At 46.8% G+C, this 21,474-nt stretch carries 18 protein-coding genes and 1 tRNA gene; 14 read left to right on the top strand and 5 right to left on the bottom strand.

Going from position 1 to position 21,474, the window contains the following annotated elements; all coding sequences use genetic code 11:
- Window positions 1-86 precede the first annotated feature (86 nt).
- From OCV11_RS03820 to OCV11_RS03785, 8 genes are all read left to right on the top strand, one after another.
- Window positions 87-1,904 (top strand): ABC transporter permease, encoded by a 1,818-nt coding sequence (locus OCV11_RS03820; protein ID WP_261895105.1) that lies wholly within the window; start codon window positions 87-89, stop codon window positions 1,902-1,904.
- A 1-nt stretch (window position 1,905) separates the two neighbouring features.
- On the top strand, window positions 1,906-3,084 hold the full coding sequence (locus OCV11_RS03815) for an ABC transporter ATP-binding protein (protein ID WP_261895104.1): 1,179 nt from the start codon (window positions 1,906-1,908) through the stop codon (window positions 3,082-3,084).
- Between the two features lie 10 nt (window positions 3,085-3,094).
- On the top strand, window positions 3,095-4,207 hold the full coding sequence (locus tag OCV11_RS03810; RefSeq protein ID WP_261895102.1) for an ABC transporter substrate-binding protein: 1,113 nt from the start codon (window positions 3,095-3,097) through the stop codon (window positions 4,205-4,207).
- Between the two features lie 97 nt (window positions 4,208-4,304).
- Complete coding sequence (locus OCV11_RS03805) at window positions 4,305-5,105, top strand: inositol monophosphatase family protein (RefSeq protein WP_261895101.1); 801 nt, start codon at window positions 4,305-4,307, stop codon at window positions 5,103-5,105.
- Between the two features lie 12 nt (window positions 5,106-5,117).
- Window positions 5,118-5,744, top strand: coding sequence for a protein-tyrosine phosphatase family protein (locus OCV11_RS03800; RefSeq protein WP_261895100.1), 627 nt, complete (start codon window positions 5,118-5,120; stop codon window positions 5,742-5,744).
- Between the two features lie 69 nt (window positions 5,745-5,813).
- Window positions 5,814-6,824 carry a LacI family DNA-binding transcriptional regulator gene (locus tag OCV11_RS03795; RefSeq protein WP_373332817.1) on the top strand — a complete coding sequence of 337 codons (1,011 nt, stop codon included), beginning with the start codon at window positions 5,814-5,816 and terminating at the stop codon, window positions 6,822-6,824.
- 213 nt (window positions 6,825-7,037) lie between these two features.
- Window positions 7,038-8,009: a DHH family phosphoesterase gene (locus OCV11_RS03790; RefSeq protein ID WP_261895098.1), complete on the top strand. Its 972-nt coding sequence runs from the start codon at window positions 7,038-7,040 to the stop codon at window positions 8,007-8,009.
- 311 nt (window positions 8,010-8,320) lie between these two features.
- Window positions 8,321-8,827: a Fe3+-citrate ABC transporter substrate-binding protein gene (locus tag OCV11_RS03785; RefSeq protein WP_261895096.1), complete on the top strand. Its 507-nt coding sequence runs from the start codon at window positions 8,321-8,323 to the stop codon at window positions 8,825-8,827.
- A gap of 107 nt (window positions 8,828-8,934) precedes the next feature.
- On the opposite strand, the gene gltX is transcribed toward OCV11_RS03785, so the two are convergent.
- Window positions 8,935-10,362, bottom strand: a complete 1,428-nt coding sequence (gltX, locus tag OCV11_RS03780) for a glutamate--tRNA ligase (protein WP_261895095.1) — start codon at window positions 10,360-10,362, stop codon at window positions 8,935-8,937.
- A 226-nt stretch (window positions 10,363-10,588) separates the two neighbouring features.
- Here gltX and OCV11_RS03775 point away from each other — a divergent pair, with 226 nt between their 5' ends.
- Window positions 10,589-13,285, top strand: coding sequence for a copper-transporting P-type ATPase (locus OCV11_RS03775; RefSeq protein ID WP_261895094.1), 2,697 nt, complete (start codon window positions 10,589-10,591; stop codon window positions 13,283-13,285).
- A gap of 133 nt (window positions 13,286-13,418) precedes the next feature.
- A complete protein-coding gene (locus OCV11_RS03770; RefSeq protein ID WP_261895092.1) occupies window positions 13,419-14,291 on the top strand; it encodes a TraB/GumN family protein in 873 nt (290 codons plus the stop codon).
- 460 nt (window positions 14,292-14,751) lie between these two features.
- Here OCV11_RS03770 and OCV11_RS03765 read toward each other — a convergent pair.
- Window positions 14,752-14,828: transfer RNA gene (locus tag OCV11_RS03765), tRNA-Pro, on the bottom strand.
- Between the two features lie 532 nt (window positions 14,829-15,360).
- Here OCV11_RS03765 and smrA point away from each other — a divergent pair.
- The gene (gene smrA / locus OCV11_RS03760; protein ID WP_261895091.1) at window positions 15,361-15,942 is read left to right on the top strand and encodes a DNA endonuclease SmrA; all 582 of its coding nucleotides are present in this window, start codon (window positions 15,361-15,363) and stop codon (window positions 15,940-15,942) included.
- 98 nt (window positions 15,943-16,040) lie between these two features.
- On the top strand, window positions 16,041-17,096 hold the full coding sequence (rluF, locus tag OCV11_RS03755) for a 23S rRNA pseudouridine(2604) synthase RluF (RefSeq protein WP_261895090.1): 1,056 nt from the start codon (window positions 16,041-16,043) through the stop codon (window positions 17,094-17,096).
- A 93-nt stretch (window positions 17,097-17,189) separates the two neighbouring features.
- Here rluF and upp read toward each other — a convergent pair whose 3' ends face one another.
- Window positions 17,190-17,816, bottom strand: coding sequence for a uracil phosphoribosyltransferase (gene upp / locus OCV11_RS03750; protein WP_261895089.1), 627 nt, complete (start codon window positions 17,814-17,816; stop codon window positions 17,190-17,192).
- Between the two features lie 250 nt (window positions 17,817-18,066).
- Between upp and purM the strand changes: the two genes are divergently transcribed.
- Together purM and purN are read left to right on the top strand one after the other, a co-directional pair.
- A complete protein-coding gene (gene purM / locus OCV11_RS03745; RefSeq protein ID WP_261895087.1) occupies window positions 18,067-19,107 on the top strand; it encodes a phosphoribosylformylglycinamidine cyclo-ligase in 1,041 nt (346 codons plus the stop codon).
- A 3-nt stretch (window positions 19,108-19,110) separates the two neighbouring features.
- Window positions 19,111-19,749, top strand: coding sequence for a phosphoribosylglycinamide formyltransferase (purN, locus tag OCV11_RS03740; protein WP_261895086.1), 639 nt, complete (start codon window positions 19,111-19,113; stop codon window positions 19,747-19,749).
- A gap of 64 nt (window positions 19,750-19,813) precedes the next feature.
- Here purN and OCV11_RS03735 read toward each other — a convergent pair whose 3' ends face one another.
- Both OCV11_RS03735 and lpcA read right to left on the bottom strand, forming a co-directional pair.
- Entirely contained in the window at window positions 19,814-20,659 is an 846-nt protein-coding gene (locus tag OCV11_RS03735) for a class II glutamine amidotransferase (protein ID WP_261895085.1), read from the bottom strand.
- 73 nt (window positions 20,660-20,732) lie between these two features.
- Window positions 20,733-21,308 (bottom strand): D-sedoheptulose 7-phosphate isomerase, encoded by a 576-nt coding sequence (gene lpcA, locus OCV11_RS03730; protein WP_261895083.1) that lies wholly within the window; start codon window positions 21,306-21,308, stop codon window positions 20,733-20,735.
- Between the last annotated feature and the right edge of the window lie 166 nt (window positions 21,309-21,474).

Genomic DNA, 21,474 nt, shown 5'->3' with positions numbered 1-21,474 from the left:
TTTGCACATAGGTGCAAAAGCGTAACCAGACTGTCACAGTCCATTTCTATATTGACGCCATACCTTTTGATAATAAGGGATGGATTTTGGAACCTTTACTAGCACAGCAACCTTCGCTGTGGCGTTCATTGAACCGCAAACTGACCCTCGCACGCCATGAGCCTGCGAATATTCTCGGCCTGATTTTAGCGCTGTTCTTTGCCTATCTTATTTTGGCACCGGTTCTTTCTATATTGACCGACTCTTTTATAGTACAAGTCGGTGACAGCACACGTGTGCATTCCGCAGAAGGCAGCATCACAAGCTACTACTTCGTGCGCACTCTGATGTCGCGCATGTCTGAGTTACTGCTTTGGACACCACTTGCCCATACCATTGCTATCGCCTTAACCACCGTTGTTCTTGCCGTTCTACTAGGTGTTACCCTAGCTTGGTTAGTTAACCGTACCGATATGGTAGGAAGAAAATGGTTCGCTAATGCCCTAGTGGTTCCTTTCATGCTACCTACTTGGACCTTCGCTTTAGCTTGGACCACCATTTTTAAAAACCGCACTATCGGTGGTCAACCGGGATGGCTGGAAGCCATGGGTATCCATACGCCAAACTGGCTCGCTTATGGCTATTTTCCTATCGTAGTCATTTTGGTGATTCACTATACGCCACTGGTTATTTTGATCGTCGGTAACGCCCTGCGTCGCCTTGATGGTCAGCTCGAAGATTGCGCCCGCATCCTTGGTGCCAAGCCCAACAAAATTGCCTTAGCGATTGTTTTTCCTCTCGTACGTCCAGCCTTACTCTCCTCGGCTTTGTTGATTTTTGCCGACTGTATTGGTGAGTTTGCCGTGCCTTATATTTTAGGTTTGCCAGTACGTTACGACACATTAGCCACAGGCCTATATCGCTCACTCGACTCTCGCCAGACTGGCGTTGCCGCAGTCATCGCCGGTGTCATCATGCTGATTGGTATCATTACCCTATTAATCGATACTCGTATGATGAAAGAAGCACGCCGGTTCGTGACTGTTGGCGGCAAAGGTAGTCAAAGCCGAATTCGAGCATTAGGCCAGTGGCGCTTTTCTGCCGCCACCATCGCCACAGCCTTTGTTGCGATTGGCGTTGTTCTTCCCTTGCTGACGCTGTTCTTATCCACAGTCATGATTCTGCCGGGACGATTTACGTGGAGCAACTTTACCCTCGATTACTGGATTGGTCATAACCTCGATACCATCGCCATGAAAAGCGGCATTTTATTCGCTCCAGAATTTTGGCAAGCCGCTTGGAACACTGTCGTGATCGTTGGCACTGCCTCCATTTGTTCTGGCATTTTGGGACTCTTGGTTGGCTACGCCGTGCTGCGCGTCAATATTCGTTGGGTCAGCCAGTTTTTACGTCAAATCACCTTCATGCCTTATTTGGTTCCTGGCATTGCCTTTGCGGCAGCGTTTCTTTCACTGTTTGCTGTCGCGCGTGGTCCTATTCCTGCCCTGTATGGCACACCGGCGTTACTGATCATCGCGCTCGTCGCCGAGAAAATGCCCTTTGCGAGCCGCTCTGGCATTGCTGCCATGACCCAACTGGGTAAAGAAGCAGAAGAAGCGGCACGCATTGCCGGAGCTGGATGGTTTACCCGTTTAACTCGTATCGTGATTCCCATTCAAGCGGGACCACTGATTACTGGGATTGTATTGCCGTTCATTTCCGGCATTAAAGGAGTGAGCTTATTTATCATCTTGGCCATTCCCGCCACCGACGTACTCACAACCTATTCATTACGTCTTATCGATTACAACTATGAGCAAGCTGCTAATGCTGTGGTCTTGATGATCGCACTCTTGGCTTGGTCTGGCACTGTGCTTATCCAGAAAATTTCCGGAACCGGTTTAGCACAAGGATTGGAGAGCTAATATGCCAACGATTACCCTATCAAAACTCGTCAAGCACTACCCAGGTAGTCAAAGTGCCGCAGTCAAAGGCATTGATTTGACTGTGCAAGACGGTGAGTTTATGTGCTTACTTGGCCCATCGGGCTGTGGAAAAACCACCATGCTGCGCATGATCGCAGGAATTGAAAGCGCTTCAGGTGGCTCAATCCAAATTGGTGACCAACTGGTTGACTCCGTAAGTGATGCGCAATTTGTTCCACCAGAACAACGTGGTATTGGCTTGGTGTTCCAAAGCTATGCACTTTGGCCACATATGACCGTTGAGCGTAATGTGGATTTCGGTTTACGTCTGCAAAAAGTACCGCCGCAAGAGCGAGAACAGCGCTGCCAAGAAGTGATGGAAAAACTGCGAATTGCCCAATATGCCAAACGCTATCCATCCCAACTCTCTGGTGGTCAGCAGCAACGTGTCGCTCTGGCTCGCATGCTCGCCGTCAACCCCAAGGTTCTACTCCTGGATGAGCCTTTGTCGAATCTCGATGCAGCCTTACGCCTAGAGATGCGCTCTGAACTACGCCGCATTCATGAAACTTTCGGCACAACCATTGTGTTCGTCAGTCACGACCAATGGGAAGCCATGACGCTCGCAACACGTATAGCAGTAATGAGTGAAGGCGAGATTCAACAAGTTGGTACGCCAGATGAGATCTACGCTCAGCCAGCCAATCCATTTGTCGCTCAGTTTATCGGCAACCCACGCATCAATTGGCTCGAGCCGCGTACCTTTTGCCAAAGTGCATTAGGTCACTATCTAGCCCCTTTAATGGTGCGCCAAGACAACTTGGTTAAGCTGGGAGTTCGACCAGAGTCTATTGTCATCAACGATGATCCAACAGGCTTTCCTGCAACGGTGACCAATATTATCCCAACCGGAGGAAGCTGGGTGATTGAGCTGCAATCTGGTGATGTCACTTTAACTCACTCCACACAAATTAAACCCCGCTGGGCACTGCGCCAAGAGGTTCACTGCCAACTTCCTCTTGATGCTTTGCATGGCTTTGATCACCAAGGAAAGCGCTTAAATTTGCTCCCTATTCAAACCAGCAATCAGCCAACGACTGCCGCTTGCTCTTATTCAAATGCTGAAACGTCTCATCGTCTGTCGAGTGAACGCTCGTCCTTTTCGACGTTACAACTATAGGATTATTCCCATGAAACATTCGCTTACTCGCCACTTGGTTACTTTGCCACTGCTATTGGGTGGTGTTAGCTCCGCGATGGCGGCAGATTCATTTGATTTGCAGCAGCTGATCCATGCAGCGCAGCAAGAAGCACCCATTACGGTTTACGATTCCACTGGCAAAATTCTTAAGCAAGCCAAAGCATTTAGCGAAAAATATGGCGTTAAAGCGGTTGGAATCAAGGCTAAGGCACCACAGATTCTTGAAATCATCTCCCGTGAAGCACAGGCAGGCAATGTACAAGCCGACGTAGCTTTTCTTGCTGATGCGCCAGCGGGGACACAACAGCTGCTGGCAAAAGGGTATGTTTACAGTTGGACGCCTGCCGATCTAAAAAGCAGCATTGATGCCAGCTACCAAGACCCATTAACCGTGGTGCTCGCACCTAACGTGTGGGCTTATAACACGGCACAATACAGCGAATGCCCTATCACCAATATTTGGCAATTAACCGAGCCTAAATGGCGCGGCAAAGTAGCCATGCAAGACCCGCTAAGCAAACCGTCTTACACCGACTGGTTTAATCAAATGGCAACGCACTACGACAAAGAAGTCGCTCTTGCTTATCAACAAGAATTTGGCAAGCCACTGCAAACTGACGAAAGCTCGGCCACCGCTGCTTTTGTGCAAGCATTGGCAGAAAATGGTCCCCTTTTGACGCATTCTGATAGCGATGCTGCCCAAGCGATTGGCGCACCCGATGTCAAAGAGAGTTTCGTTGGGCTGATTAGTACGGCGAAGTTTCGTGATAACAAAGATGGCATGAAACTGGGCTTATGTCATGGGGTGAAGCCTTTCTCTGGCTGGAGCTACCCAAGTTTAGGTTTGATTGCTAAAGGCACCCATAGTCCAAATAGTGCCAAGCTCTTTATCCACTACATGCTGACCTCAGAAGGTATTGCTCCACAAGCAGTCGACGGCAAGATGTCGACCAATAATCAGGTGGATCTACCTAAAAATGAACCTTCTGGTATTGCCAATTATCGTAAAGAGATCATGGGGTACCAAACCTCTACCGCACAGAGCGATTGGCAAACTCGTCAAGATTGGCAAGACCTATGGAATTTGAGTTACCACAAGTAACCCGCTGACATAGTTAACTAATGATGGGGACAATTCCCCATCAAATCGCATAACACTAGCAAAGCACCTCGTGTGCTTCGCTACTAGGACAACCGAATTGAATCAAGCGTTAGAACTGCGTGAAGCCGCATTAAAAACTCACATTGTTAAAGCCGGATTACTGGCATTAAGTCATTTTCATCAGCGCTCGCCTGAAGAGTTTACGCTGAAAGACAAACAAGACTTTTTAACCGAAGCCGATGGCTTGGTCGAACATTACTTAAACGACGTTATCCACCAGCAATTTCCTCTCGACGGTATTTTTGGTGAAGAGACGGGCGGTTTTGATGACCAGTGCGAATACCTGTGGGTGATTGACCCAATTGACGGTACTGCAAACTATGCTCGCGGTATTGGCCACTTTTGTGTTTCCATCGCGATTGTCTCTGAGGGAGAAACTGAGCTGGGTGCTATTTATAACCCAGCGACAGAAGAGCTTTATATCGCCCGCAAAGGTCAATACGCCCGCAAAAATCAGCGTCCGATCCATGTGTCCCAGACCCATTCTCTCGATAGCACCTCATTTGAATTGGGCTGGTCAAAACGTGTACCACAAAGTCGTTATCTGGATGTGGTTAAAAATCTCCTCGATTTAGGCACCAATATCCGGCGCGGTGCTTCAGGCGCGCTTGCTCTGGCTTGGGTAGCAGAAGGCAGAACAGATGGCTACGCCGAACTGCACATGAACGCTTGGGACTGCCTTGCAGGTTTGCTTTTAGTACGTGAAGCGGGTGGCTACACAGGTACCTATCCTGAAAACTATACCGCCATTGCCCAAGGCGGACCTATCTTCGCTGCTACCCCAGAAGTTGCATTAGCACTTTCTCAAGCCGTTGAAATTCCGATTCAATTTAACTAATCAGGTAGATTTATGAATTCTGATATGCTCGATAAACCTTCTCCACAATTTCCTCGTCCCCCGATCAGTTTGATTGAAAGTGACATTCCTCATTGGCACGTCAATATCTACATTGGTGGCTCGGAAGGCACTGCTAATGTCACGTTGCTGAAAGAACTGGATATTAAAATTGTGCTCAACTGCGCAGTGAATCTCGATATCGATTGGGTCAACGAGCTAGACGGAAAATGGAGTGACACGGCCAATGCATTTGGTTCTGGCCCGGTTCGCTATTACAAACTTGGCCTGATTGATGGGCCTGGAAATAGCCCTGAAATGCTACTGGCTGGCTATTACTTAATGCGCTCTGCTTTAGCTCAACAAATTCCGCATAAACCATCGTACAAGAACCGCGAACTAGGCAACATTTTGGTTAACTGCCGCGGGGGACGAAGCCGCTCAGTCACGATTGTCGCGCTATTTTTGCATCTCGAGATCCCCGAAAAATACCCGACACTGGATGCAGCCATTGCTCATATTCGTGATACCCGTGAGCTTCCCCCTGATGAGTGGTACGAGACACCAAAACCAGAGTTAAAATCACTGGCAGAACAAGCCGTTAAAATGCACAACTTACTGCGTGCACAGCAATTGATTTAACTGATATAAACAGATTGGGTGAATAAACCGATGAAAGCGTCTTTAGCGAAAACTATGGCTGCGAAAACCATGCCCACGAAAGCTATGGCCAGCGCCGCCGAAGTGGCCAAACTTGCAGGCGTGTCGCGCTCTGCTGTTTCACGTACCTTTACGCCTGGGGCAAGTGTCTCAGAACAAACTCGCGAAAAGGTACTCGCTGCGGCAAAGACGCTTAATTATCACGTTAACCATCTCGCCCGCAGTCTCTCTAAAGACTCAAGTCGCCCAGTGTGTATTTTAGGTGCTAACTTAAATGCACCTTTTCAGGCGAGTCTTTTAGATATTCTGACCCAAAATCTGCAACGTGCAGGCAAAGCGGTGATGGTCATCAACACCGCAGGGGGACGTGAAAGCACCAATGAATCATTAAGTCAGACCCTCAACTATCGTGCGTTTGCTACTATCGTTCTCTCTGGCACTCCCGATAACGAGTATGTGCAAACTTGTATTGATAGCGGCCAGCATGTCATTTTGATCAACCGTGGTGATCAGTTCGCTGGTGCCGATCACTTTGTGATCGATTACGAGTCGATCATGGCAGATGCTCATTACTTATTTAGTGAAGCGGGATGCCGCCAATTGGCGGTAATTTCCTCGACCAATCAATCCCCGAGTCTACTCGCGCGTGAACGTTTTTTTATTCAGGCAGCCGAACAACATCAACACAGTTGCACCTTACTGAGAGTGGGACCAACGGCGTATCAAACCGGCGTGGAAGCCGCTCGCCAATTACTCTCCGGTCGTAAACGCCCTGATGGGGTCTTTTGTGTGACCGATTTGATTGCTTGTGGTTTTATGGATGTGGCAAGGCAGGAATTTGCCTTAACCATTCCTGACGACATTTGCGTTATTGGCTTCGATGATATTGAACAAGCCAGCTGGCACAGTTATCAGCTCACCACCTTCAAACAGCCTTTAGAAGAGATGGCTCAAGCGATTGTTAAGCGCTTAATTTGGCTAGCAGAAGAGACTCCTCCGCCAGAAACTTACACTTTCTCAGCGCGAGCTCAATGGCGCAAAAGCGTGCGCCCTAAACCTTAGTCTGCCTTGCATCAACAGACCTGTGACATGAGCACGCTTTGCACTCTCCCCAAGGACGGGGGATTTGGGTATATTACCTGCGATACTTCAACCAGTTACTCTTGCTAGATTCGCTACCTGTTCGTTTAGTTCCCCTTTTCTATGTGTCGGCTGCATGAGATTTGGTGTGTCGTTATCGTGTCTTTATTAAACGCCAAAGAGAGAGACGTCGTCATGGAAAAAAAGTCCCCCGCAGAACAATTTATTACGTTTTTAGAGCGATTACCGAAACAACAACGGGTTATTATTCAACCGCATGATTTCCCAGATCATGATGCCATTTCATCAGCATTTGCTTTGCAATATCTCTTAAAAACATTAGGTTACGATGCCAAGATCACCTTCAATGGCTACATCGATCGAATCTCACTGCGTAACATGATGGATTGGCTGGAGATCGATGCTCAGCACATCACTCATCTTCCGCTCACTCCGAACGATAAAATCATCGTCATTGATGGTTGTATTGGCGAAAAGAACGTCACCGATATGCCCGGATTAGAAGTCGCGGTGATCGACCATCATCAAGTCAGTGCACCAGATCACGTCTGGTTTGCCGATGTTCGCCCTCATGTTGGCGCAACAGCGACCATCATGGTGGAATACTTTCAAGCGTTGAATATCGAAATGACCGGCAATATTGCTACCGCCTTACTGGTGGGGATGATGTTTGATACCAACCAGTTCTCTCGCGGCATGGTATTAGAAGATATGCGAGCTATGTTAGCGCTACGCAACAAAGCTGATCTCTCCTTAGCCAATAAGATCTATCGCAACCAATTGGAATACCGCGATTTAAAAGACTTCAATACATTGATTGATTCACTAAACAAAACACGCAATATCGCCAGTTGCTTTTTGCCTAATTGCCCGAAAAACATGTTGGGCGTACTGGGGGATTTTCTCCTGACCATCGATGAAATCGACATAACGCTATTAGCCTGTGAAGAAAATGGCAGAATCTATCTCTCAATGCGTTCAGAGTGTGCCAACACTAATGTGGGGCAAGTGCTAAAGCAATTCCTTAATCAGCAACAAATCGGCTTTGGCGGTGGTCATCGCTATATGGCCGGCGGTGTAATCAATGATCCAAGCGCGATGCGAAACATTGACCATCTTCTTGAGCAATTAACTGATCAGCTTTAAACACACCCATGACTCCTCGCTAAAGGTTATTGAACCCACTTCACAGAAGCCTGAACATATTTATCAGGCTTCGTTTATTCTCGCATTGTCCTGACTTAACTCTGATTTAACTCCGCTACCTTGCTTAGGTTGATGATCGAAAATCGACTCATATCCCCACTCTATAGGTAGTTATTCGTAACGTGCCAAATGTCCCGTTGCGTAGAGAAACCGTCACAAGATTAACCGTACTAAAGCTCATGCCTTGGGGGTATATGAATGCAACAAACCGAGCTCAGTACTGATAACGTCGAGTAGCGATAGAAGAGAAAATGAAGAAGAGTAATTTGGAAACCAATACCGGTCATCGATTCATTTCGAAAGCCAAAACCGCGTATAAAATCCACATTCATACCCCAGAAGATACCGTTCTGCACCGTTCTGTTGGTTACATTCGTATTGGTGAAAAGCGCGGATTACAGAAAGCCATTCGCATGCGCAATGAGCTGGGGTCTGAAATGTGGGGCAAACACTGGCGACGTATTCTGAAAGATCCTTATCTCATGACTCGTCTACCCCATAGCTTAGAACCCAAAATCATCTATAAACCTAGACCGACCCTAGAAAATCCCGATTGCCGAGATGCCTGCTACATAGCCGCATGGCGTCACTACGACGACAAAGGTCGATGTACCTTTAAAAGTGTGGTGTGTTCCATCAACAAACATGGCAAGTTAGCCGCGTACAGTAAAACCAAAAAAGCCTTACTGGAGGCGCATAAAGAGTATTTAGATATTCTGATTTACATGGGGCGCTTAAACAGTATCGATTTGAAATAGCCACAACCATGCAAGACATGGTTCCCGACTCTTTATGCTTTTTCTTCTGTCAAAAAAAACGCAGCGATACTATCGCTGCGTTTTTTTATTAATCGTAACTCAAACGCTTATTGCGCGTTTGCTTCACGTTGTTCGATAAACTCAAGTGCCATCTTGATACGAGCAATCACACGCTCTTTACCAATCAGCTGCATGGTTGCGTCTACAGAAGGTGATTGACCTGCGCCAGTCACAGCAACGCGTAGTGGCATACCCACTTTGCCCATACCCACTTCAAGTTCAGCACACACGGCTTCAATCACGTGGTGAAGGTTTTCAGCCGTCCATTCTGTCACAGCTTCAAGTTTGCTTAGCGCAAGAGCTAGTGGCTCTTTCGCTACACCACGTAGGTGTTTCTTCGCCGCGCCCGCTTCAAACTCAGAGAAATCTTCGTAGAAGTAACGAGACTGTTCAGTTAGCTCAACTAGGGTATGAACACGTTCACCCATTAGTGCAACAAGATCAGTCAGTGCTGGACCGTTAGCTTTGTTAATACCTTGGTGGTCAAAATGCCATTCAAGGTGTTTTGCTACGTATTCAGGAGCAAGTGTCTTGATGTAGTGGTTGTTCAACCAAAGCAGTTTGTCAGTGTTGAATGCTGATGCTGATTTAGAGATCGCATTTAGGCTAAAGAACTCAATCATTTCATCTTTAGTGAAGATCTCTTGGTCGCCATGGCCCCAACCTAGACGTACTAAGTAGTTCAGTAGTGCTTCTGGTAGGTAACCGTCATCACGGTATTGCATTACAGAAACTGCACCGTGACGTTTAGATAGTTTCGCACCGTCATCACCAAGAATCATTGCACAGTGAGCAAAAGTAGGAACTTCAGCGCCTAGTGCTTTGTAGATGTTGATTTGACGAGGTGTGTTGTTGATATGGTCTTCACCACGGATAACGTGAGTGATACCCATATCCCAGTCATCTACTACCACACAGAAGTTGTAAGTTGGAGTACCGTCAGTACGACGAATGATCAAATCATCCAATACGCTGTTTGAGAATTCGATACGGCCACGAATTTGGTCATCAAATGCTACCGAACCTTCCGTTGGGTTACGGAAACGGATACAGCAAGGATCACCATCTTTAGCAGCATCGTTGACTGCTTTGATTTTTGGATGGTTTGCATCGTAACGAACCAATTCTTTGTTCGCTTCTTGTTCTGCACGAACTTCATCAAGCAGCTCTTTAGATGCATAACATTTGTACGCTTTACCTTCAGCAAGAAGTACATCAATCACTTCGTTGTAACGGTCAAAACGTTTAGTTTGGTAGTAAGGACCCTCGTCCCAATCCAATCCAAGCCATTCCATGCCTTCCAGAATCGCATCTACTGCAGCTTGAGTAGAACGTTCTAGGTCAGTGTCTTCGATACGTAGAACAAATTCACCGCCTTGGTTTTTCGCATACAACCAAGAGTACAGTGCAGTACGAGCACCACCGACATGAAGAAAGCCTGTTGGGCTAGGAGCAAAACGAGTTTTAACCGTCATTATGAATTACCTTTGTCAGAAGCTTGCGCTAAATCGACAGCGTAAGCGAAATTTGCGCCGTATTCTATCACTCTGGGGATATTAACGACAATTATCGATTTGTCCTTATATCAATATCTTCCCGATAATCTATCCGATATAGGCAAAATGCCTGATGTTTCCTCTTGACCTTACCTTTAGGGGAAGGTTTATGCTTCGTCACATTGAGGCTTTGGAGGGATTATTCATGAGCCATTTTGCTTTACCACTCACCGGTCTTCATTGCATGGGCTGCGCGCGCAGTTTAGAGCGCCAACTTAATGAAGATTTCACTGTTACCATCAAAGAGTTGACTCCAACCTTTATCGACTTCGAAGCAGATGCGTCTTTAGACCAAGTTCTCGATAGTGTCGAGGCGGTTGGTTTTGGTGCTGGTCACCGTTATGAATTTGGCCTAGAAGGTCTGCATTGTGGTGGCTGCGTCAATAAACTCACTACGCATTTACAAGAATCACAACAGATTGCTCGCTTAGACGTAAGCAAAGAACATCTCTCTTTAGTCACCTCTCTTTCTCCTCAAGAGATTGAGCAAAAAGTGGCAGAAGTCGGTTTTAAAGCGCTAGCGGCTAATGATGACGTTGCGGCGTCAAGCTCATCTAATAACGAAGTTGCTGCAGAGGAGACCCCCTCAACAAAACAGCAGCAAGCTAGCACACTTCTTGAAAAAGACGTTCAAACGCATCTCCTAGTTAAGGGGATGAGCTGTGCTAGCTGTGTCTCATCCGTTGAAAAAGCCCTCCTCTCCGTTGAGGGGGTGCATCGCGCTCAAGTTAACTTAGCGGAACAAAGTGCCTTGGTCATTGCTAACAAAAGCCTTGCTCAAGAGCTAATCCAAGCGGTAACTGACGCCGGCTACCAAGCCGAATGGGTTGACGATCCTATGTTGCAGCAACAAAAGCAGCAGCAACAGTTGGAGGCGGTCAAAAAGGAGCATTTACATAGTGCCATCATGGGCCTAGTCGTCGGTATCCCTTTAATGCTGTGGGGTGTTTTTGGAGGCGATATGGCCATTCAAACCACCACGCAACAGCTTAGCTGGGGAGTTGTGGGCGTTATCTGTTTGGCGCTATTAGCGACGGCTGGTCGTCACTTTTATACCAGCGCTTGGAAATCATTGACCCACGGCCGCGCTACCATGGATACGCTTGTTGCACTCGGTACCGGTGTCGCTTGGCTCTATTCTATTTTTGTTGTGCTTATGCCAAGTGCATTTCCCGATGCCGCTCGTCATGTTTACTTCGAAGCAAGTGCCATGATCATCGGTTTGATTTCTCTTGGTCATTACATTGAAGCCAAAGCGAAAGCACGCACGACTCAATCACTGCAAGCGTTAATCAATCTACAGCCACAACAAGCAACATTGATTACCGAGCAAGGGGATCAAACCATTGCGGTCGAGCAGATCCAACAAGGTATGCAATTGCGTATCAAACCGGGCGAAAAAGTAGCGGTAGATGGCAAAGTGCTCAGTGGCGACTCCTTTGTAGATGAATCCATGCTAACGGGTGAGCCGATACCTAACCATAAGATCGTGGGTGAATCCGTTTCTGCAGGCACCATCAACCAAGACGGAACACTCGTGATTGAGGCAACCGGCATTGGTGCGCAAACCATGTTGTCGCGCATTATTCAGTTGGTACGCCAAGCGCAAAGCAGCAAACCTGCTTTGGCTAAATTGGCAGATAAGATCTCATCGGTGTTTGTTCCCGTGGTTGTCGCAATTGCCATCGTCACGGCGATAGTTTGGTATTTGGTTGGGCCTGAACCTAAAATCAGCTACATGTTAGTGGCAGCAACCACAGTGCTTATTATTGCCTGCCCCTGCGCTCTCGGTTTAGCCACTCCTCTGTCGGTCACCGTGGGTGTGGGTAAAGCAGCTGAACTGGGCATTTTGATTAAAGATGCCGATGTACTGCAAAGTGCCAGCAAAATCGATACTGTCGTGTTTGATAAAACAGGCACCTTGACTCAGGGACGCCCCACTATTCAATCGGTTGATCCATTAGCGATGAGTGCTGCTGAGCTGCTCACTTTGGCGTATGCCCTGGAACAACACTCCGAGCATCCACTAGCCAAAGCGGTTTGCCTGCATGCCAAAGAGCAAAATCTTAATGCCCCAGCGGTAACCGACTTTGCTAACCAACGCGGCAAAGGCCTTCAAGGTAACATTGACGGGCATACGATCACGGTAGGTTCGATTGGCTACTTGCAAACCAGCAACGTGGACTTAGCTCCCTTAGCCGACGTTCTGAACCGTTACGAAGATCAAGCTTGGACTCCGGTTGTGATCGCAAGCGATGGCAAGGTCATTGGCGCTATCTCCATTGCCGATCCATTAAAAGAGAGTGCGATTAGCGCAATCAACACGCTCAATCGTATGGGCATTCATACGGTGATGCTAACGGGGGATCAAAGCTCTGTCGCCAATGCAATAGCGAAAGAGTTAGGCATTAGTCAGGTGATAGCTCAAGTGCTTCCCGACCAAAAAGCACAACACATAGCCAAGCTACAGAAAGAGGGTCGTAAAGTGGCAATGGCAGGTGATGGCATTAACGATGCTCCTGCTTTAGCTCAAGCCGATATTGGTATTGCCATGGGTTCTGGTAGTGACGTAGCGATTGAAAGTGCCCAGATGACTCTGCTTAATTCATCACCATTAGCGATCGCAGATGCCATCGAGTTATCGAAAGCCACGGTAAAAAATATCAAGCAAAACCTAATGGGAGCCTTTATTTACAATACCTTAGGCATTCCTATTGCGGCAGGTGTTCTCTACCCGGCTTTTGGTTTTATGCTCAGTCCTGTCATTGCAGGAGCAGCGATGGCGCTCTCTTCCATTACCGTTGTAAGTAATGCGAACCGTCTGCGCTTGTTTAAGCGTTAAATCATTCCAACCTAAAACATCAAGCGCAGAGGTCAACTCTGCGCTTTTTTGTCTGCGCTTACCGGTTAAAACTTCAAATTTGTGGCGAAAACCTCTACAGTGATTCCAAGCCAACACTGGAGAACTCAAGTCTATGCCATTGAATTTACGTGTACTTGCCGGCGTTCTAGCGCTGTTTACCACAGTCACGAAAGCAGAACCTTTGTACTGGCAAGTGAGCCGTGGAGATTTGAATCTTTACGTTATCGGCTCAGTACATGTTGGAACCCCATCGATGTACCCTTTACCTAAAGTGATCACCGACACCTTAACTCAAGGTGCAGGGTTAATTGTGGAAACCGATACCCGCAAAACCGAGGGGGTGGAATATCCTCCACAAACGGTCAAAACCAAAGATATTCTCAACCAAAAACAGCTCAATCAACTGACGTCCATGACCAAAAGCCTTGGATTAGACACTGACCGATATACCGATATGGCCCCTTGGGCGACGGCGATCGCTTTGCAAAATGATCACTTAAGCCAACTGGGTTACCATTCCGGTGATGGCGTTGACACACGAATGCTGCGCCAAGCAACACAGCACAACATTCCAGTGCTTGGTCTTGAGAAGCTGCAGTTTCAAATCGATCTGCTCACCAAACAAGCTGATAACGGCAAAGAATTACTACTCGGCATGCTCAAAGAGTGGAAAAGCAGTAAAACCACCATGCAATGCTTGATTCAGAGTTGGAAAGCGGGTGACGAAAATAATTTGATGCGCTTTGCTGAAGCGGATGGCATGTCAGCACAAATGCGTGATGATGTGGTGGATAAACGCAACCTCGATTGGGCTAATAAGCTCAGCTCGAGCCAATTTTATCCCCACCCGAACGGCAATTACGTCATGGTGGTTGGTGTGTTGCATTTAATTGGTCCGAATAACGTGTTAGACCTAATGGAAAAACAGGGCTTTTCGGTGACAAGGCTTAACCAAGCTAAAGCGGCTAACTGCGATTTCGAGTAGAAAACTCGGAAAATATCGCGAATACAGTAACTTCAGTGCACGCTAGCTCCCCGCCCCTCCCTCTAAAGAAGGAGGGAGCCAGATCGAGATCGCGGCAGTCAATGCGCACAATCCCGCCAACTCAGGATAAGCTTTGGCTCCAAATGCTAAATGCAAAAAAAGCCCTGATATTGCTATCAGGGCTTTCTTAGGAAAGTGGTCGGTGAAGAGGGATTCGATGCGCACGGCTAGTGGCGACTGTGCTTCCAGCCCCCGACCCCAGATGCTATGGAGTTAAACGCCAAATGCAAAAAAGCCCCGACATTGCTGTCAGGGCTTTCTTAGAAAGTGGTCGGTGAAGAGGGATTCGATGCGCACGGCTAGTGGCGACTGGGCTTCCAGCACCCGACCCCAAATGCTATGGAGTTAAACGCCAAATGCAAAAAAGCCCCGACATTGCTGTCGGGGCTTTCTTAGAAAGTGGTCGGTGAAGAGGGATTCGAACCCCCGACCCTCTGGTCCCAAACCAGATGCGCTACCAAACTGCGCTATTCACCGAGTTGCTCAGCCGATGTATTTATCACCGGGAACGGATGCGTATATTACTCATTCTTTTTTCCTGCGCAAGCACTTTCTTTGAAATAAATTTCGTTCGCTCAAAAACCAGCCAAAGCGCTAAAAATGTGACTAAATTCCCATCAATAACACCCAAACCCAAATCGCGCGAACTATCTTGATTTAGATCAAGGTGCATAACATGGGGAGAATTTAACTTAGGCTCTGTCTTCGATACTTTGCAATAAAAAGGGCGGCTCTAGGACTCTCCAGTATGGTTACACTGTGGGCTAATTCAGTGGTAGTGGACATCCAAGAACGAACCAAAGCTATGCTTAACGATCCTTTTTATTGTGACAAAGTCCTGAACGACAAATCTCCTCACTAGATCGCTTAGCACCTATTGAAAAATAGAGTGACGCTACGCACCGGAGTAGACCTTTTTCTGCTCCGGTTTTTTATTGTCTTTTATTCCCATTACTTGTTGCATTGTTATAATCGTCGTTACCTATTCATGGATTCGAGATACTTTATTATGTCTCAAGACGACGATTTCGAGCTGTTCCAGCAAATGATGGGCGATGTAAAGCCAATTAAGCAAGATACAGCTGCACACCTAAAGTCCGTACAGGTGACCGATGCGCAATTAGCCAGACGCGAAGCAGCCACCCACTTGAGTGAAGGGGATCCCGATTATCTCTCCATCGATAACGCGCCAATGCTCAAACCTGAAGATGTGATTGAGTTTAAACGTGATGGTGTTCAAGATGGCGTGTATCGCAAACTGCGTTTGGGTAAATATCCGATTCAAGCTCGGCTAGACTTGCATAAAAGAACCCTACAACAGGCTCGCGATGAAATCGTGGCTTTTTTGCGACAGTGTATGCGCATGGATGTCCGCACCGTCATGATCGTGCATGGCAAAGGGGCTCGATCTAATCCACCAGCACTGATGAAGAGCTATGTTGCGTCTTGGCTACCACAGATAAAAGAAGTTCAGTGTGTGCATAGTGCGTTGCAATTTCATGGTGGAACAGGCGCGGTTTATATCTTGCTGCGCAAGAGCGATGAGAAAAAAATGGAAAACCGCGAGCGTCATCAAAAACGACTTGGCTGAAACCATAGACCTGTTAGAATGCGCGCTCTTTTGACTAAAGAGCGCGTTGAGTTGTGGCTCTTTTACTGGCCCCTTTTTACGATTGGTAGGAGATTTCCATGTCGCAACCGGAAGAAAAACGCCTCAACAAATTCATTAGCGAAACGGGCTTTTGTTCCCGTCGTGAAGCGGACAAACTGATCGAACAAGGTCGTGTCACCATTAATGGTCATAAACCAGAGATGGGCACCAAAGTCACCGAACTCGATGAAGTGTGTGTCGATGGCAAGCCGATTGGTGCCAAACCTCGTACCATCTATATCGCCCTCAATAAGCCAACCGGGATCACCTGTACGACCGAACGTGACATTCCGGGTAACATCGTTGATTTTATTGGTCACTCAAAACGTATTTTCCCTATTGGTCGTCTCGATAAACCGTCTGACGGTTTGATTTTTTTGACCAATGATGGCGACATCGTGAATAAGATTCTGCGCGCAGGAAACAATCACGAAAAAGAGTACGTGGTGCGGGTTGATAAACCTATCACCGATGACTTTATCAAACAGATGTCCAATGGCGTGAATATTCTCGACACCGTCACTCTGCCATGTAAAGTGACGCAAGAAACTAAGTTCAGTTTCCGTATTGTCTTAACACAAGGATTAAACCGTCAAATTCGCCGCATGTGTGAAGCTTTGGGTTACGAAGTGTATAAGCTACGTCGCGTACGCATCATGAATATCACCCTTGATGGTCTACCAAACGGTGAATGGCGTTATCTAAGCGATGAAGAAGTGGCGCAAATTTTGGCGATGTGTGAAGACTCAAGCGGCACAGAAGAAGCGTCCGCTATGAGTGCTAAAGGGCAAAAAATTCGTCAAGCAACCGCCCCTAAACTGTATGACAGTCGCGAAGAGAACCAAACTTCGAAAGCACGTCGTAATCAAAAACCACGCACCTTCCGCGGCAATAATGCTGAAGAGTTTCGTCACGCTCCAAACTCAAAGAAAGGTCGCCAATCTCGCTCTGAGGGAGACAACGAGCGTTCTGAATATGCGCGTAAACCGAATCAACGACGAGATGACTCTGCTCGCTCAAACAATAATGCAGGCCGTCCGAACCGTTCAGCACCTAAAAGCAAAGTCGGTGGCACATTGAGTCTGAAAAAATAGACATCAGTGAAGGCTAACAAAGCAAAAAGAGAGGGAGCCATTAGGCTCCCTCTCTTATTATCACTGTTCTCACTTTTATCGATAAAGCAGTGATTACTTAGTACCGAAAATTTTATCGCCTGCATCGCCAAGACCAGGGACGATATAGCCTTTATCGTTCAACTTCTCATCGATAGCGGCGCAGTAAAGCTCTACATCTGGGTGCGCTTTTTCAAGAGCTGCGATACCTTCAGGAGCAGCAACAAGCACCAATACTTTGATTTGGTTACAGCCTTTTTCTTTCAGAAGGTCGATGGTTGCGATCATAGAGCCACCTGTTGCCAACATAGGGTCAACCACTAGCGCCATACGCTCTTCGATATTTGAAGCCAATTTGTTGAAGTAAGGCACTGGCTCAAGTGTCTCTTCGTCACGGTAAATACCGACAACGCTGATACGTGCACTTGGAATGTGTTCCAATACACCATCCATCATGCCTAAACCTGCGCGAAGAATTGGAACCACAGTGACCTTTTTACCTTTGATCTGGTCGATTTCCACCGGCCCCATCCACCCTTCAATGGTGACTTTTTCGGTTTCAAAGTCTGCGGTCGCTTCATAAGTTAGCAAACTACCTACTTCGGTCGCTAACTCACGAAAACGTTTCGTGCTGATATCACCTTCGCGCATCAAACCAATCTTGTGTTTTACTAGCGGGTGTTTTACTTCAACAACTTTCATTTCCATCTCCGGCATAATTTAAACAAACCTTCGGATTATACACAGGTTTATTGCTAATTTGTACGGTTTAGACTAATTGCACCAATGACCAACTACGTAAGGTTAATTTACCTAAATGGCAATTACGCGAATGCAAGGGGAAAAACAAAAAAAAATCTTACGAAAAAACTCGCGCAAACGTTTTCCTTTTCACTTTAAGACGGTAGAATAGCGCCGTTTTCATATCCAACTAAGACCGAGGACTTCCCCCGTGAGCGGTAACAAAACTTCTCTAAGCTATAAAGACGCTGGTGTAGACATCGATGCAGGTAACGAACTTGTCAATCGCATTAAAGGCGCAGTAAAACGAACTCGTCGCCCAGAAGTAATGGGTGGCCTGGGTGGTTTTGGTGCCCTGTGTGAGCTACCAACCAAATACAAACAGCCAGTGTTAGTTTCAGGTACTGACGGTGTAGGAACCAAGCTACGCCTTGCTTTGGATATGCAAAAGCATGACACCATTGGTATCGACCTAGTGGCAATGTGTGTGAACGACCTGATCGTTCAAGGCGCTGAACCACTATTCTTCCTAGACTACTACGCAACAGGCAAACTGGATGTTGATACAGCAGCAAGCGTAGTGACTGGTATTGCAGAAGGCTGTCTACAAGCTGGTTGTTCTCTAGTCGGTGGTGAAACCGCTGAAATGCCTGGAATGTACGGCGGTGATGATTACGATATCGCTGGCTTCTGTGTTGGTGTTGTTGAAAAAGAAGAGATCATCGACGGTACTAAAGTACAAGTAGGTGATGCACTGATCGCTGTTGGCTCAAGCGGTCCACACTCAAACGGCTACTCACTGGTTCGTAAAATCCTTGAAGTTTCTCAAGCAGACAAAAATGAAATGCTTGAAGGTAAAACCATTGGTGAGCACCTATTGACTCCAACCAAGATTTACATCAAATCTGGTCTTAAACTGATTGCGGAACACGACATTCACGCGATTTCTCATATCACTGGCGGCGGTTTCTGGGAAAACATCCCACGCGTACTACCAGAAAATACTAAAGCAGTTATCGATGGTAAGAGCTGGGAATGGCCTGTGATCTTCAAATGGCTACAAGAGCAAGGTAACGTGACTACTCACGAAATGTACCGCACTTTCAACTGTGGTGTTGGCCTAATCATCGCTCTTCCTGCTGATCAAGCGCAAGATGCAGTGCAGCTTCTACAAAAAGAAGGTGAAACTGCGTGGGTAATCGGTACAATTGCCGCAGCAAATTCTAATGAAGGTCAAGTAGAGATAAATTAACCTATGAAAAGTATTGTTGTTTTAATTTCAGGAAATGGTACCAACTTGCAAGCGATTATTGATGCTTGTAAATCAAGCATTAAGAGCGGCAAAGTGACGGCTGTTTTTTCGAATAAAGCAACTGCTTACGGGTTAGAACGAGCAGCCAAAGCGGGCGCTCAACCAGTATTCATCGATCCTAAGTCATTTGATACCCGTGACGCATACGACCAAGAGTTGATGCGTCAAATGGACGAATTCAATCCTGATTTAGTGGTTCTTGCTGGTTTTATGCGTATTTTGAGCAGCGATTTTGTTCGTCACTATATGGGTCGAATGATTAACATTCACCCATCTCTATTACCTAAATACCCTGGTTTGAATACTTATCAGCGTGCCATTTTGGCCGGTGATGAAGAGCACGGCACTAGCGTGCACTTCGTAACAGAGCAGCTCGATGGCGGCCCTGTTATCCTGCAAGCAAAAGTGCCAATCTTCGATGAAGATACTGTTGAGATTCTAACTGAACGCGTCCAAGCGCAAGAACACCGTATCTACCCATTGGTAGTGCAGTGGTTTGTTGATGGCCGTTTAGAGATGAAAGAAGGCAAAGCCTTCCTCGACGGTAAAGCACTTGGCATACATGGCCACGCTTACGAATAATATTTGCCAGAACTAAACAAAAGGGTTGAACTCAGTTCAACCCTTTTTTGTTATCGATTTAAAACTAAACCAGAGGTTCTGTCGGAGCTTGATTCCCAGGACGCGGGGCAGCAAAAGGAACATCAGACAACTCAGCTTGGTTCGTGGCGATCCGTTTACCAAAATGAAACAGGCCATATTCCCCCGGCTTCATTCGTTGCCAATTCTCATTGCCTGTTAGAGGCTGAGTCGCAATCACTGACACAACATCTTCTGGCGTCGTCTCTTCTTGGAAATTGATCTCGACATCTTCATCAATCAAATTGGCATGACCAAATGGTGCCTGACGTGTAATCCAGTAAAGATGATTTGTGCAGTAGCTCATCACATACTCACCGTCAGAAAGCAGCATGTTAAACACGCCTTTCTCTCTGAGCTGATCACACAAGGCCGTCACAAAGCGAAACACTTCGCTCATATCGACAGGTGGCTCAGGATAACGATGTTCGAGTTGATTGAGTAGCCAACAAAAAGCAAGTTCGCTATCCGTTTGACCGACAGGACGATGATGTCCGGTTTCCATCGTTTCATAACCGGTCAATTGACCATTATGAGCGAAAGTCCAGTAACGTCCCCACAACTCGCGAGTAAAAGGGTGAGTGTTCTCTAAGCACACGCTACCACGGTTCGCTTGACGAATATGACTGATGACTGCGCGACTTTTGATCGGGTAACTTTGCACTAATTGTGCGATTTTGGACTGGCAGCTTGGCGCAGGATCTTTAAAAGTACGAAAACCTTTTCCTTCATAAAAGGCAATCCCCCAACCATCACGGTGTGGACCAGTGCGGCCACCACGTTGAATTAGGCCAGTAAAACTAAAGCAGATATCGGTGGGCACATTTGCGCTCATTCCGAGCAACTCACACATGGTTTAAACCACTCCTTCTTTTAAACCACCATCCCCATAAACAATACGACATTCTCTATGGGGATGAATGTCATTACGCCATCTCTTTTTCGATCAATTGGATCACGATGTGAATGATTTTAATATGCACTTCTTGAATTCGGTCTGCGTAGCCAAAGTGAGGAACACGAATCTCAACATCCGCAACACCGGCCATTTTACCGCCATCTTTACCAGTAAGAGCGATGGTTTTCATGCCTTTCGCTTTTGCGGCTTCAATCGCTTTTAAAATGTTGCCTGAGTTACCAGAAGTGGATAGACCAAATAGCACATCACCTTTCATACCAACCGCTTCAACATAGCGAGAAAATACGAAATCGTAGCCAAAATCATTGCTCACACAAGAAAGGTGGCTTGGATCTGAAATCGCGATACCTGGGTAACCAGGGCGGTTTTCACGGTAACGACCGGTTAGCTCTTCTGCAAAATGCATTGCATCACAGTGTGAGCCACCGTTACCACAAGACAATACTTTACCGCCTTGTTTAAACGAATCTGCAATCATTTTTGCCGCAGCTTCAATCTGAGCAATGTTATGATCGTCACTCAAAAAAGCGTTCAACACTTGTGCCGCTTCAGTTAGTTCACTTTTGATCAAATCATGGTACATAGGTCTGGTTCTCTTTGTTGTTCTGTGTAGGACATTCTCTTAGGGAAATGCTCATAAACAGTGAGAGTTTACCCATTCCACTCACACTGTCGACCATTTACGCAAAAGATTTACACCTTTCCGACGTTTCTGCGTAATTTAAGTTCAATGTGCCGTGAGTAAGAGC

This window comes from Vibrio porteresiae DSM 19223 (assembly GCF_024347055.1).
Classification (GTDB): domain Bacteria; phylum Pseudomonadota; class Gammaproteobacteria; order Enterobacterales; family Vibrionaceae; genus Vibrio; species Vibrio porteresiae.
The sequence above is the reverse complement of the archived record's forward strand: the minus strand, read 5'-3'. Positions and strand labels throughout refer to the sequence as shown.